At 59.8% G+C, this 13688-nt stretch carries 11 protein-coding genes; 7 read left to right on the top strand and 4 right to left on the bottom strand.

The genetic code is table 11. The features are described from left to right. Nucleotides 1-78 precede the first annotated feature (78 nt). The 4 genes from N805_RS07610 to N805_RS07625 all read left to right on the top strand — a co-directional run bounded on the left by N805_RS07610 (nt 79) and on the right by N805_RS07625 (nt 5138). Nucleotides 79-1311: an OprD family porin gene (locus N805_RS07610; RefSeq protein WP_019470851.1), complete on the top strand. Its 1233-nt coding sequence runs from the start codon at nt 79-81 to the stop codon at nt 1309-1311. Nucleotides 1312-1384: 73 nt separating this feature from the next. Further along, nucleotides 1385-2296, top strand: coding sequence for a LysR family transcriptional regulator (locus tag N805_RS07615; protein ID WP_019470850.1), 912 nt, complete (start codon nt 1385-1387; stop codon nt 2294-2296). A 222-nt stretch (nt 2297-2518) separates the two neighbouring features. Then, nucleotides 2519-3856 (top strand): MFS transporter, encoded by a 1338-nt coding sequence (locus N805_RS07620; protein WP_019470849.1) that lies wholly within the window; start codon nt 2519-2521, stop codon nt 3854-3856. Between the two features lie 25 nt (nt 3857-3881). Beyond that, nucleotides 3882-5138 carry a gallate dioxygenase gene (locus N805_RS07625; protein ID WP_019470848.1) on the top strand — a complete coding sequence of 419 codons (1257 nt, stop codon included), beginning with the start codon at nt 3882-3884 and terminating at the stop codon, nt 5136-5138. 32 nt (nt 5139-5170) lie between these two features. On the opposite strand, the gene N805_RS07630 is transcribed toward N805_RS07625, so the two are convergent. Continuing rightward, the gene (locus tag N805_RS07630; protein ID WP_026034394.1) at nt 5171-6376 is read right to left on the bottom strand and encodes a LysR family transcriptional regulator; all 1206 of its coding nucleotides are present in this window, start codon (nt 6374-6376) and stop codon (nt 5171-5173) included. A 155-nt stretch (nt 6377-6531) separates the two neighbouring features. Here N805_RS07630 and galB point away from each other — a divergent pair, with 155 nt between their 5' ends. Genes galB through N805_RS07645 form a run of 3 tightly spaced genes read left to right on the top strand, consistent with a single transcriptional unit; the run spans nt 6532 to nt 9061 of the window. Continuing rightward, entirely contained in the window at nt 6532-7266 is a 735-nt protein-coding gene (gene galB, locus N805_RS07635) for a 4-oxalmesaconate hydratase (protein ID WP_026034393.1), read from the top strand. Beyond that, entirely contained in the window at nt 7263-7979 is a 717-nt protein-coding gene (locus N805_RS07640; protein ID WP_019470845.1) for a 4-carboxy-4-hydroxy-2-oxoadipate aldolase/oxaloacetate decarboxylase, read from the top strand. The genes galB and N805_RS07640 overlap by 4 nt, the downstream gene beginning before the upstream one ends. 2 nt (nt 7980-7981) lie before the next feature. Then, nucleotides 7982-9061: a 4-oxalomesaconate tautomerase gene (locus N805_RS07645; protein WP_019470844.1), complete on the top strand. Its 1080-nt coding sequence runs from the start codon at nt 7982-7984 to the stop codon at nt 9059-9061. Nucleotides 9062-9144: 83 nt separating this feature from the next. Here the strand turns inward: N805_RS07645 and N805_RS07650 are convergent, their stop codons facing one another. The 3 genes from N805_RS07650 to N805_RS07660 all read right to left on the bottom strand — a co-directional run bounded on the left by N805_RS07650 (nt 9145) and on the right by N805_RS07660 (nt 13666). Continuing rightward, nucleotides 9145-10299 (bottom strand): HBL/NHE enterotoxin family protein, encoded by a 1155-nt coding sequence (locus N805_RS07650; protein WP_019470843.1) that lies wholly within the window; start codon nt 10297-10299, stop codon nt 9145-9147. 460 nt (nt 10300-10759) lie between these two features. Further along, entirely contained in the window at nt 10760-12313 is a 1554-nt protein-coding gene (locus N805_RS07655) for a UxaA family hydrolase (protein WP_019470842.1), read from the bottom strand. 27 nt (nt 12314-12340) lie between these two features. Next, complete coding sequence (locus tag N805_RS07660; RefSeq protein ID WP_019470841.1) at nt 12341-13666, bottom strand: MFS transporter; 1326 nt, start codon at nt 13664-13666, stop codon at nt 12341-12343. Between the last annotated feature and the right edge of the window lie 22 nt (nt 13667-13688).

Here is a 13688-nt window from a genome sequence, read left to right on the forward strand (position 1 = left end):
AATGCCAGCAAGCGCACGACCTTATTGTGCGCACTCCCTCCCGCGGTATTCATCTACTCAAGAAGAAGAGGTCTCTGCATGCGTGCACATTGGCCCGTGGTACCTGCTGTCCTGTGTTTGACCTTTGCAACGGACCTGAGAGCCGCTGGCTTTCTCGAAGACAGCCGGGCAAACGTCGACTTCAGAAACCTGTATTTCGATCGAGACTTTCGCCAGCCTGGAGGTAACACTGCAAACGGGCAAAGCCAGGCACGGGAATGGGGTCAAGCCGCCGTTCTTACACTCCAATCCGGATTTACTCAAGGCACGTTTGGGCTGGGGATCGATGGCGTCGCCATGACCGGCCTCAACCTCGATTCCAGCCCAGATCGTGCAGGCACCGGCATGTTCCCAACTGAGCGTGACGGCAGTTCGGATGATGAATTCAGCCGACTGGGCGCGAGCTTCAAATTGAAGTACTCCAAGACACTTGTTCGCTCAGGTGTCATGGCCTTCCGTAAGCCCGTGCTTCAAAGCGCCGACTCTCGTCTGTTGCCTGGTCTGTTCAAAGCCACCACGCTGGAATCCAGTGAGCTGGCGGGCCTGACGCTTCAGGCTGCACGCGTGACGAAGACGATGGGTTTGGATTCATCCACCTGGGAGCGGCTGACCAGCCGCTATGGCGGGCGCAGCGGCGATTTCATCCTTTACGGAGCGGATTACGCGCTGAATGACAAAAGCCAACTCCGGGCGTATTACGGAAAGCTGGACGGCATTTACCAACACACGCTGGCCAATTACCTAGGGCGCGTCGATTTCACGGTGGATCGACACCTCTCTTTCGATTTGCGCTGGGCGAAGGCGGGGGAGGTAGAGGACTTTCGCGACATCGACAACAGGGCAGTGGGCGCCTTGGTAGGGTTCCGCCAGAAGCACCACACATTGAGTCTGGGCTTCCAGAAAATGAGCGGGCACGATGCTTATCCGTACGTAAACGGAACCGATCCCTACCTTGTTAACTTCGTTCAGATCCTGCAGTTCTCCAATGCTGGAGAGCGTTCATGGCAGTTGCGCTACGATCTGGATCTGGCCGCATGGGGTGTTCCTGGGTTGAGCTTCATGAGCCGATACGTCCGGGGCGACCAAGTACAACTTTCGAGCGGCGGCGAAGGACGAGAATGGGAGCGCAATAGTGAGGTCACCTATGTCATTCAGGGCGGCTCATGGAAAAACGCCTCAATCAAATGGCGCAACGCCACTGTCCGCTCAACCTTTGGCAATGATATCGACGAAAACCGCCTCGTGATCAGCTACCCACTGAGCCTGTTCTGATGGATCATCGACCTTAGATGAACGCCCCGCTTGGTAGCGGGGCTATCCGCCGGATCAAGCTCGTGGGGAATCAATGAATACGCGTTTCATCGAGGCGTTCTTGCAGATTGCAAGGCTGAAAAGCTTCAGAGCTGCGGCCGAGCATTTGCACCTGACTCAGGCTGCCATATCCAATCGGATCGCTTCGCTTGAAGAAGAGATCGGTGCTCGGTTATTTGAGCGGGAGACACGAGAGCTCAAGCTGACTGCGGTCGGCTCGCGGCTGGTCGATTATGGCGAGCGCATGCTGGATCTGGAACAAGAGATCCGCCACCTGGGTCGGCCCAGTCACGAAGTTTTGGGGTTGGTACGCATTGGCGCTGTAGACAGCGTGGTGCATACCTGGTTGATAGCCTTCCTGAAGCGCTTGCAGTCGACATATCCTGGTATCGAAGTTCAGCTGACCTCGGAAACTAGCGCCGGTGTCTACAAGGCGCTGCGTGATGGGGTGATCGATATCGCCCTGCAGACGCATCCCATCGAAGGTGACGGTATCACCAGCATTCCCTGCCTCTCGATCGCCACAGGGTGGATAGTAAGCAACCAGGCGATGATCAGTACCCAGCAGCCCATTCTGGATTTGCTGGGTCAGCCAACCATTACCATGAGCCAGAACTCACAGCCGCATCTGGTGCTCAAGGAGCTCTATCGCAGATTCTGCCTCCCGGTCGGCAAGACGCATCACGTCAGCTCCATATCCGCACTGGTGCAGCTCGTTGAGGCTGGGTTTGGTAACGCGTTCGTTCCCCTTGCGCCCGTGCGTTATGCAATTGAGTCGGGTCGAGTGAGGATGGTGGATTGCGGCCTGCCGATCCCTAACCAGCCATTGGTTGTAAGCTACACCCAAGCGCATTCGTCCGAGGCTATTCGATTGGTAGCCGAGCTTGCCTGTCTTGAATGCGACCAGTACGTGCGCACACTCGTGCCGCCATACGCTGCCACCTGATTGATCCATTTCAGTCAGCCTCTGGCGGAGCCTTCCGCTCGGCGAGCGGCTCGGGCTTTCCATTCATCCAATAAGAAAAACAGATACCTGCTTAAGGATTTCATGGAGGCGGGGAAGGGATGCCCGCCTTAGAGTCACCTTCGTCCATAAGTCAGATGGCGCTTACCGTTGCGGCAAGCATTCGCCTCGGCTTGGTCCCTACAAAAACAAGAAGGTGAAAGCATGAGCAACGAAGCGGTCGATATCAAGGCATGGATCGACGACCGACCAGTATCCCGGTATCAGTGGCTCATCATGGCCCTGTGCTTTCTGGTTGTTCTGTTCGATGGTTTCGATGTGGCGGTGATGGGTTTTGTCGCACCTTCATTGATCCAGGAGTGGGGCCTTACCCGTGCGGCTTTTGGCCCGGTCATGAGCGCCGGCATGGTAGGCCTTGCGATTGGCGCTTTGACCGCAGGCCCTTACGCTGACCGCTTGGGTCGCAAGCGGGTGCTGCTGATCGCCGTGACTGGGTTCAGTGTGCTGAGCCTGGCCTGCGCTTTTGCCCGCAACCCCTACGAGCTGGGCATGCTGCGTTTGCTCACCGGGGTAGCCTTGGGTGCAGCGCTGCCGAACACCACCACTTTGCTGTCTGAATACCTGCCAGAGCGGAATCGCGCGCTTTTCATCACCATCATGTTTACAGGCTTCAACATGGGTTCCGGGCTTGGGGGTTTTCTGGCTGCCTGGCTGATCCCGGCGTATGGGTGGCATGCAGTATTGCTCGCGGGGGGCATCATGCCGTTGGTACTGCTTCCGCTTCTTTGGTTGTGGTTGCCTGAATCGGCACGGTTCCTTGCTGCTCGCAGTGCACCTGCTGCCGAGATCGCCAAGGTGTTGAACCGGCTCGGTGGTGCGTTCACTGCCGCTACGCGGTTCATCGTCAGCGAGGGCCAATCGAATCACAAGGCACCGGTACGCATGCTGTTCACCGGTCAGTTCCGTTTCGGCACGCTCGCGCTGTGGAGCACCTATTTCATGGGCCTGCTGGTGATTTACCTGACCATGGGCTGGATGCCCACACTGTTGCGTGACAGTGGCTTGTCCATCGAGCGGGCAGCCAGCATCACAGGCTTGTTCCAGCTCGGCGGTACCGTTGGCGCCATTGCAGTGGGCTGGGCAATGGATCGGCGCAACCCCAATCGCGTGATTGCCGGGGCTTATGTGCTAGGTGGCTTGTGCATCCTCTTGCTGGGCGCCACCAGCCTGGAGTCGACGCTGCTTGCCGTTGGGGTCACCGCAGCCGGGTTTTTCATGAGCGGGGCACAAACCGGGCTCAACGCATTTGCGCCTGGCTACTACCCAACAGATTTTCGCGCTACCGGGGTCAGCTGGATGTTAGGGATCGGGCGTTTTGGGGCGATCTTCGGCTCGCTCATTGGCGGCGCAGTGTTGAGTATGGGCTTCGCTGTTCCAGTGCTCTTCGCGTTGTTGAGCGTACCGGCCTTTATCGCTGCGATGGCGATCCTGGCCAACGGCCATGCCCGGCGCCGGCCAAGCCAGGCTGCAGTGGCCCAGTAGCTTCATTCAAGTAAAGGAACATTCCATGGCACGTATTATCGGCGGCCTCGCCGTCTCTCATACACCCACTATCGGGTTCGCGGTCGACCACGACAAGCAGCAAGATGCGGCGTGGGCCCCAATTTTCGAAGGGTTCGAGCCAATCAAGGCCTGGCTCGATGAGAAAAAGCCCGACGTCCTCTTCTATATCTTCAACGATCACGTGACATCGTTCTTCTTCGACCACTACGGTGCTTTTACCCTTGGCGTCGATGAACGCTATGAGGTTGCAGACGAGGGCGGAAACCCTCGTGATCTGCCTGCGGTGAATGGCCATGCGGCACTGTCCCGGCACATCGGCGAAAGCCTGGTGGCTGACGAATTCGACATGGGGTTTTTCCGTGACAAGCCGCTTGATCACGGGTTCTTTTCCCCCATGTCTGCGTTGCTTGCCTGCGACGACGGCTGGCCGGTAGAAATTGTTCCGCTACAGGTAGGCGTGCTGCAATTCCCCATTCCGAGTGCCCGTCGCTGCTACAAGCTGGGGCAGGCGCTGCGCCGGGCGATTGAAAGTTATCCAGAGGATCTCAAGGTGGCCATTGTGGCCACAGGTGGGGTTTCTCACCAGGTCCATGGCGAGCGCTGTGGGTTCAACAACCCCGAATGGGATGCGCAGTTCCTGGATCTGCTGATACATGACCCGCTGCGCCTCACGGAAATGACCCTAGCCGAATTCGCTACGTTAGGTGGGCTGGAAGGGGCAGAGGTGATCACCTGGTTGATCATGCGAGGTGCGCTGTCATCCAACGTGAAGAAGCTGCACCAGGACTACTACCTGCCGTCGATGACAGGTATTGCAACGCTGCTGCTGGAGAATGAGGATCGACCGGTGCCCGTCGAAACCACCGCCCGGCACCTCAAGCACATGCGGCACCAGCTCGACGGCATCGAAAAGCTGGAAGGTACTTACCCGTTCACGCTGGAGCGAAGCGCCAAGGGCTACCGCCTGAACAAGTTTCTGCACCGCATGATCGAACCTGACTGGCGCCGTCGCTTTCTGGAAACGCCAGAGGCGCTTTTTGATGAGGCGGGTTTGAGCGAAGAAGAATGCGACCTGTTACGCCGCCGTGACTGGCGAGGGCTGATCCAGTACGGCGCAATCTTCTTCGTACTGGAAAAGCTTGCTGCGGTAGTGGGGGTGCCAAACCTGCAGGTGTACGCCGCGATGCGTGGGCAGAGCCTGGAAGACTTCATGAAGACGCGCAACCAGCAGGTGCTGTATTCGGTGGCCGGCAAGCCATAACCGAAATTGCCGGCGCGCCTTCCGTAATTTCTCTAGGCGGTTGCCTGCTCGCCCGTCACTGCGCGGATCATGTCCATCAGGGCCTGCGCTACTGGCGAGTGCAGGCAGCCGTTTCGGTATGTCAGCCCAATGGCGCGGGAAGTCTGTTTCAACTCGACAGGCAAGACACATAACTCGCCAGAGGCGATTTCCTGCTCCAACTGGTGTGCGGAAACGGCTGCGATCATGTCGGAACGCAGCAACAAACCTCTGATGATGGCCATATCGGCGCTTTCAACCACCGGGTGTGGGCTGGCCATGCCCAGTGCAGTGAAACATCCATCCAGCATCTGGCGCGCGGGTGAACCGGCCCTTGGCAATACCCATTTTGCGGTTGAAAGCGCGCTGTAGTTCAGGCTTTTCGCGAGTGGGTGGTGTTGCCGGGCCACAAGCACCATTTCTTCGGACAGCAGCTTCTCTCCTGTAAGGTCACTTGCGTAAGCCGCACTGCGCAACGCACCGAAGATGAAGTCCACATCGCCCGCGCGCAACTCGGTGGCCAGCAGGTCGAAAGGGCTTTCGTTGGTAATCACCTGAATATGGGGGTGGGCGGCCATCAGGCGCACGATGGCTGCAGGCAAGATTCGCGTTCGGCCCAGGGGCAGGGCGCCCACATGCACTGCGCCTTGCAATTGGCCGTGAAGGGCTGAGATGTCTGTTTCCATGTGGCGCAGTTCATTGAGTGCACGCCGGATGGGGAACAGTATTTCGTGGCTCGTGCGGGTAGGTTGCAGGCCTCGAGGGGTTCGCTCGAACAGCGTTTGGCCACAGCCGCTCTCCATGACCTTGAGCGTTGAGCTGATGGCCGGCTGAGTCAAGCCCATGAGGTTCGCAACGGTCTGCATGTGATGCGTCTCGCAGAGGCTCACGAAAATCTGCAGCCGCTTGACCTGGAACAGGTACAGCGGCTCCACGGGCTGCTTGTCTGCCGGGGCAAGCAGCCGAGGTACAGAGCCGAGCTCCTCCAGCACCCTGCGCGCCCGCGGCAGCACGCGCTCACCATAGCCGGTAAGACGCATGCCATTGGTGTGACGCTCGAACAGAGGCGCATTCAAGCGGGCCTCCAGCTCGGAGATCGAGCGTGTAACCACAGACTGCGCGCGGTACAAGGCTGATGAAGCTTTGGAAACACTCCCGAGCTCCGCGACGCGCACGAATGCCCGCACGTGCATCAAGCCTGGCAGCTCCCTGATTTCCATGGCGACAGTCAACTTTCTGCTTGAGGTGGCGTTGACTATGCCGATCCCAGACGAGGAGGGCAATAAGGAAAACGCATACCCCATACACCCGAACGCATTACTGCTTCAGTCAGACCGAATGCGAAGCTGTGCCTATCGAAACAGGAGCACTCGCAATGACAGGATCACAAAAAAACGCATTGGTTGTCAGCGCCCATTCTGCCGATTTTGTATGGCGTGCAGGTGGCGCTATCGCGCTGCACGCCCAGCAGGGTTACAACGTGCACATCGTTTGCCTGTCCTACGGCGAACGGGGCGAGTCTGCAAAACTTTGGCGAAAGGGCGACATGAGTGAGGGCAAGGTGAAAGCTGCCCGCCAGGAGGAGGCGATGGCTGCAGCCGAAATACTTGGCGCAAGTGTGGAGTTTTTCGACATTGGGGATTACCCCATGCGGGCTGACAAGGACACGCTGTTCCGCCTGGCCGATGTCATGCGCCGCGTCCAGCCGGCTTTCGTACTCAGCCACTCGCTGAAGGACCCGTACAACTACGACCATCCGCTGGCAATGAACCTCACTCAGGAAGCGAGGATCATCGCCCAGGCAGAAGGTTACCGACCAGGCGAGAAGATTGTCGGGGCACCCCCGGTCTATGCCTTTGAGCCGCATCAGCCCGAACAGTGTGAGTGGCGCCCGGATGTGTTCCTGGACATCACCGATGTATGGGACAAGAAATACGCTGCGATTCAATGCATGGCCGGGCAGGAACACCTGTGGGAGTACTACACACGTGTCGCCCTGCAGCGTGGTGTACAGGCCAAGCGCAACGTTGGCATCACCTGCGCCCGCAACATTGTCTACGCCGAGGGCTACCAGAGCATCTTCCCGCGCGTGACGGAGAGCCTGGCATGAGTACGCTCGTGGGAAAAACCGGCGTGGTCCTTCGCAACATCGAGCGAGCGGGCGCGGGCCTGGTGGACGAACTGGCGGCATACGGTGTTGCCACCATCCACGAAGCACAAGGGCGCAAAGGGTTACTGGCGCCCTCGATATCGGCGATTCAGCAGGGCACTTCTGTCAGTGGCTCGGCCGTCACTGTGCTGGTGGCGCCCGGGGACAACTGGATGTTCCACGTTGCTGTTGAACAATGCCGTCCTGGCGACGTGCTTGTCGTTGCACCCAGCTCTCCCTGTACCGACGGCTACTTTGGTGACCTGCTCGCAACCTCGCTCAAGGCGCATGGTGTTCGTGCGCTGGTGATCGATGCCGGGGTGCGCGATACCCGTACCCTTCGGCAAATGGGCTTCCCTGTCTGGTCACGGGCGGTCAGCGCGCAAGGCACCATCAAGGAAACGCTAGGCTCGGTCAATCTACCGATCATTTGCGGCGGGCAGTTGGTCAACCCCGGTGACGTGGTCGTGGCGGATGATGACGGTGTGGTGGTTGTGCGTCGCGATGAGGTGATGCAGGTGCTGGAGGCGACCCGTCGGCGTGCTGATCTGGAAGAGCAGAAGGCATTGCGCCTGGCCAGCGGCGAACTCGGTCTGGACATCTACAACATGCGTCCCCGCCTGGCGGAGAAGGGGTTACGGTACATCGACAGCCTGGATGAACTGGGAGAGTAGACATGGCCCAGACACGCATTCCCTGCCTGTTGATGCGCGGCGGCACCTCCAAGGCTGCGTGCTTTCTGGATAGCGACTTGCCGGACCAGGGCGAGCTGCGCGATCGGGTACTGTTGGCCGCCTTGGGCTCACCTGACAGCCGCCAGATCGACGGGATAGGTGGCGCAGACCCGCTCACCAGCAAGGTCGCGATCATCAAGGCGTCACGCCGACCCGACGCTGATGTGGATTATCTGTTCGCACAGGTGATCGTAGATGAGCCGCGTGTCGACTATGGCCAGAACTGTGGCAATGTCCTTGCTGCTGTCGGCCCTTTTGCACTCGAGCGCGGGCTGGTCACCGCGACGGGGGAGGTCACGCCAGTTCGCATTTACATGGAGAACACCGGGCAAATGGCGGTTGCGTATGTGCGCACGCGCGGCGGCTGCGTCGACTATACCGGTGATGTGAAGATTGATGGCGTGCCGGGAGCCGGCGCACCGTTGGTCATTGAATTCCAGGACATTGCCGGCTCCAGCTGTGGGGCGTTGCTGCCGACAGGCAACACGCAGGATGTGTTCGATGGCATCGCGGTCACCTGCATCGACAACGGTATGCCTGTGGTACTGATGCGCGCTGAGGCATTGGGCTGTAGCGGTTACGAGAGCCCGCAACAGCTGGAGGCCGATTCGGCGTTGAGAAGGCGGCTTGAGAGCATCCGCCGGCAGGCCGGCCTGGCCATGAATCTTGGCGATGTGAGCCAGCGTAATGTGCCCAAGATGTGCGTGGTGTCGGCTGCTGCCTCGGGAGGTACGCTGAACACGCGTACCTTCATTCCTCATCGCTGCCATGCCAGCATTGGCGTGTTCGGCGCTGTCAGCGTTGCGACGGCTTGCACGCTACCGGGGACGGTTGCTTCGCAAATTGCTGGCGTAGCGCTTCAGGACCGCATGCGTTTGTCGATCGAGCATCCCACTGGAGAGTTCACGGTTGAAGCAACGCTTCAGAAGGGAGAGCTTCTGGGGTGCGGGTTGGTACGTACTTCCAGGGTTCTGTTTGACGGGGTAGTGTGTATTGCGCGCTCCCTTTGGAAAGGACGATAGCCGTTCCCACAGGTGGAGGTATCTCTGACGTTAATGCCCGCTGCCAAAATACGTAGGCAGCGGGCACCAGCCTGAAGCGATCTTTACTGAATCACGGCCTTATCAGGCGAGGCCTGGTTGTACTTGATCGACGCGATACTGTTGCAGAGGCCAACCAGCGTCTGCCAGTCCTGATTCGCCAGATTCAGATTCTGCTGAAGCTCTGGCAGGTCAAGGCTGTTAACGTTGCCTTTGCAGTTGTTGAGGTCGGTCAGAACAGTGTTCAGCTCACCCTCCAGCTCTTCCCAGACCTGCAGTAACAGGCCAATCAAGGTACCTGCTGCCTGCGACAGTTCGATCAACTTGTTGAGCTGGTCGTTCAATGCAGCCAAGCTGGCGGATTGCTGGGTAACGGCATTCATCCGCGATGTGGTGGCTTCAATCTGACTGCGCAACGTCTTGATCTTGATTTCGGCGGCCACCATGGTCGCGATCCCGGCAGCGGCTCCGACGATGCCGAAGGCGATCCCGAAGCCGAAGGTGAAGATTGCGATCACGGCGCCTGCGAAGAACGCAACGCCGGCACCAATGGCTGCAGCGGTTTCCACCACTTGCCAGGTCTTGACCTGCTTGCGCATTGCCTCAATCAGCGCCTGATATTCGGCAACCTGTTCACGGTTTACATCCTGCTGCTTGGTAGAGTCACTCACCGCATTGGAAAGGATCTTGCTGTCCTGGATGAGGTTGTTGGTAAAGCCAGTGATGTCATTGTGCACCGTTACAGCACTCTGGCTAAATAGCTGAATATGCGAAATCAGATCCGTGAATTGATTTTTCAGGGCGTTGATGGCCGCCTGGTTGGTCGGGTCCGTCTGAAGCACGGCGACCAGTGAATTGATTGTCGCCATGCTGACGTTGAAGGAAATGCCGTAGCCCGCAATAGCGTTGGGAATACTGACCAGGTTCGCGGAAATGCGATACCAGTCATTGGCGTGGATCTGAGCGTTGCTGAAAGCGGTCTGGAAGGTACTGTACCAAGACGGGGCTGGCGCAATGGTCGGCAGTTGCGTGTTGGTAATGCCCAACACGTAGGCCATCACATCGTTATTGGCATTGAACGCGTCGGCTAGCTGCTGATCAATTGGCAAGTCATTGGACGCCTTCAGCGCAGCAGGGACGCTACCCAGCGCAGTGATGCTCACGACGTTTGAGAGTGGGTTCAGGCTGAACGGGAAAAACTGCTTCTTCAGTGCATCCATGACACTTCTCCTTGAAACTCAGTTGAGTGGGCTATCCCGTGGCTCAGTTGCACGGATAGCGACTTCATTTAAGCAGCGGTTATTGACGCGGCAAGGCCGTCAGCTGTTGTTTTTTGCTCTAGATGTGCGAGCGAAAATATACAAGTAGACAAAACAGCACTTTAACCGGACCGACGCAGAGGCCTTGGAAAAGCGTATTTTTCCGACAGTGTTCGAGCGAGTGATTGAACCGTGGATAGCATCGTGTTGGGGGGGCACCGAGTAGCGGGTTGGCCGAGCGTGTTCAACAGCTTGAGGTCGGTTGCGGGGGAAAGGAGTACCCCGTAAAGGCGATGAACGTCTCGCGGGGGTACTGTCACTGGGGGCGCCAGGCTTGAGCGCTGCATCTCACCGTCAAGCAAACGGCTGATACCCAGCGGATTGGCGTTTCATGCTGGCGCCATTGATGAAGGCAGGGGGATCAGGTGATGGCGCCGATCTGCCACGGCACGAACTCGTTCTGGCCGTAGCCATGCTGTTCGCTCTTGCTGCGCTCGCCCGAGGCGATGCTCAGCATCATCCGGTAGATGTGTTCGCCACGCTCTTCGATGGTCATGCTGCCGTCGGCAATGCCGCCGCAGTTGACGTCCATGTCCTCTTCCTGGGTTTCCCAAAGGCGTGTGTTGGTCGCCAGCTTGATCGACGGCGAGGGTGCGCAGCCGTAGGCCGAGCCGCGGCCGGTGGTAAAGGCGATGAGGTTAGCGCCGCCGGCGACCTGGCCCGTGGCGGAGATCGGGTCGTAGCCGGGCGTGTCCATGAACACCAGGCCGTGGGCGCGCACCGGTTCGGCGTACTCGTAAACATCCATCAGGTCACTGGAACCGGCCTTGGCCACGGCACCCAGGGACTTTTCAAGAATGGTGGTGAGGCCGCCGGCCTTGTTGCCCGCCGAGGGGTTGTTGTTCAGCTCGGCGCCCATCCGCTGGCAGTAGGCTTCCCACCACTGGATGCGGGCGATCAGCTTCTCGCCCACCTGCTGGCTGACCGCGCGGCGCGTCAACAGGTGTTCGGCGCCGTAGATCTCCGGGGTTTCCGAGAGGATTGCGGTGCCGCCAGCGGCCACCAGGCGGTCGACCGCATTGCCCAGCGCCGGGTTGGCGGTGATCCCCGAATAGCCGTCCGAGCCCCCGCACTGCAGGCCCACCGTGAGGTGGCGGACGCTGACCGGCTGGCGTTCGACCTGGTTGGCTTCGGCCAGCAGCGACTTCACCTGGGCGATGCCGCTGGCAATGGTCTTCGACGTGCCGCCGCTGCCCTGGATGGTGAACGTGCGCAGTGCGTGGCTGCTCTGCAGGCCCTGGGCCGCCAGCAGGTCGGGGATCTGGTTGGTCTCGCAGCCCAGGCCAATCAACAGTACTGAAGCGAAGTTGGCATGCACCGCATAGCCGCCGAGGGTGCGGCGCAGCATCGCCAGCGCCTCGCCACCGGGGTCGACCGCGCAACCGACGCCGTGGGTCAGGGCGACCACGCCATCGACGTTGGGGTAGGGCGCCAACGCCTCGGGGTGGATGTCGCGGCGAAAGTGGTCAGCGATCGCCCGTGCCACCGTGGCCGAGCAGTTCACCGAGGTGAGGATGCCGATGTAGTTGCGCGTGGCTACCCGGCCATCGGCGCGCACGATACCCATGAAGGTATCGTCGTTGGGCGCCTGCTGGCCTTTGGCATCGACGCCGAAGGCGTAGTCGCGGGCAAATTCGCCCATCGCCAGGTTGTGCACGTGCACATGTTCGCCTGCGGCGATCGCCTGGCTCGCGAAACCGATGATCTGCCCATAGCGGCGCAGCGGCTGGCCCGCGCTCAGCGCGTGGGCAGCCACCTTGTGGCCCGCCGGGATCGGCTCGCGCACCACGATGCCCTCGTCCAGCAGCAGGCCTTCGGTCAGCGGCTGGCGTGCCACCAGCACATCGTCCAGTGGGTTGAGTCGGATCACGGCGTTGGCAGCGCTTGCACTGCCTGTTGTTGTAATGAGTTGCATGGTGTTCACCTCAATAGGGCGCGTGGCTCAGGCCAGCCCGCGCTCGCGGTAGTCGATCAGGCCAGAGAAGAGCATCAGGCCGAAGGCCATGACCACGAAGAAGATCAGGGCCAGGAAATAGGAACCGGTGAACTGCACGATCAGGCCAATGAGGATCGGCACCAGCACGCCCACCATGTTGCCGCAGAAGTTCATGCTGCCGCCTAGCACGCCAGCTTTGGACTTGCCACCCAGGATCGCCGGCAGGCACCAGTACATGCCGCACCACCGGATGAAGAACAGCGCCACGCAGAGCAGGGCGATGACCAGGCCGGCATCCGGGGTGTAGGCCACCAGCAGGATGCACAGGGCGGCGACTGCGGCGGAGCCGGCGAACATGCTGCGCATGACGGTATTCGGCTGGCCACCTTTTGCTTTCCACTTGTCGGAGATCCAGCCGCCAATCAGTTCACCAATGAAGCCACACATGAAGATCAGGAAAGTCGCACCACCCATTGCCTTGATATCCAGGTTGTGTGCCTGGTGAAGGTAGCTGGGCATCCAGGTCAGCAGCCCGTAGAACACGCTGTTGTAGCAGGCATAGCCAGCAAACATGCACAGTACCGAGCGGCTCTTGAGCAATTCCTTGAGCACTGCCTTGCGGTTGCCGTTGGCCTTGCTCGCGGCGTCGTTGGCCTGGGTGATGTAAGCCAGTTCAGCGGCGTTGACTTGCGGGTGCTCGCTGGGGTGGTTGCGGATGTACCACCAGGCCCAGATACCGGCGGCCACCGTGCCGACCCCGGCGACGATAAAGGCGATGCGCCAAGAATCGAACCAGGTGATCAGGCCCGCGATGATAATTGCGCCGAATGCGGTGCCCAGCGGCGCGCCGCCGTCGACCAGCGTGGCACCGCGGCCACGCTCGTTAGGCGTCAGCCAGGCACCATTGAGCTTTGCGCCGGCGGGCATGATCGGCGATTCTGCCACGCCCAGGCCAATGCGCGTGACCAGCAAGGTGATCCAGTTGTGAGCAAAACCGCCCAAGGCCTGGAAGGCACCCCAGCCGATGGTCGCAACGCCAATGATATTGCGCACCTGGAAGCGGTCGAGTAGCACCCCGGCAGGAATCTGCATCAAGGCGTATGACCAGAAGAACGCACTCAGGATCAAGCCTTCGAGCGCCGGGGTGAGTTCAAACTCGGCGGAAATCAACGGCAGCGCCACGGACAGCGAAGCGCGGTCGATGTAGTTGATCGCGGCCAGTAGCAGCAGGATCAGGAAGATGCGCCAGCGCACGGTGGTTGGCTTGGCGCTGTCGGTGTTGGCAGTCGCCAGGGCGGGCGCGGGGGCCGGAGGGAAAGGGCTGTTGTTCATGCTCATCTCACTTTTGTGATTG

The sequence above is a fragment of the Pseudomonas putida S13.1.2 genome (assembly GCF_000498395.2).
In the GTDB taxonomy this organism is placed as follows: domain Bacteria; phylum Pseudomonadota; class Gammaproteobacteria; order Pseudomonadales; family Pseudomonadaceae; genus Aquipseudomonas; species Aquipseudomonas putida_Q.

What these genes read in the sequence shown, in the direction of transcription:
- N805_RS07610 (WP_019470851.1), top strand. Translation starts at nt 79, where the DNA reads ATGCGTGCACATTGGCCCGTGGTACCTGCTGTCCTGTGTTTGACCTTT.
- N805_RS07615 (WP_019470850.1), top strand. Translation starts at nt 1,385, where the DNA reads ATGAATACGCGTTTCATCGAGGCGTTCTTGCAGATTGCAAGGCTGAAA.
- N805_RS07620 (WP_019470849.1), top strand. Translation starts at nt 2,519, where the DNA reads ATGAGCAACGAAGCGGTCGATATCAAGGCATGGATCGACGACCGACCA.
- N805_RS07625 (WP_019470848.1), top strand. Translation starts at nt 3,882, where the DNA reads ATGGCACGTATTATCGGCGGCCTCGCCGTCTCTCATACACCCACTATC.
- N805_RS07630 (WP_026034394.1), bottom strand. Translation starts at nt 6,376, where the DNA reads ATGGAAATCAGGGAGCTGCCAGGCTTGATGCACGTGCGGGCATTCGTG.
- galB (WP_026034393.1), top strand. Translation starts at nt 6,532, where the DNA reads ATGACAGGATCACAAAAAAACGCATTGGTTGTCAGCGCCCATTCTGCC.
- N805_RS07640 (WP_019470845.1), top strand. Translation starts at nt 7,263, where the DNA reads ATGAGTACGCTCGTGGGAAAAACCGGCGTGGTCCTTCGCAACATCGAG.
- N805_RS07645 (WP_019470844.1), top strand. Translation starts at nt 7,982, where the DNA reads ATGGCCCAGACACGCATTCCCTGCCTGTTGATGCGCGGCGGCACCTCC.
- N805_RS07650 (WP_019470843.1), bottom strand. Translation starts at nt 10,299, where the DNA reads ATGGATGCACTGAAGAAGCAGTTTTTCCCGTTCAGCCTGAACCCACTC.
- N805_RS07655 (WP_019470842.1), bottom strand. Translation starts at nt 12,313, where the DNA reads ATGCAACTCATTACAACAACAGGCAGTGCAAGCGCTGCCAACGCCGTG.
- N805_RS07660 (WP_019470841.1), bottom strand. Translation starts at nt 13,666, where the DNA reads ATGAACAACAGCCCTTTCCCTCCGGCCCCCGCGCCCGCCCTGGCGACT.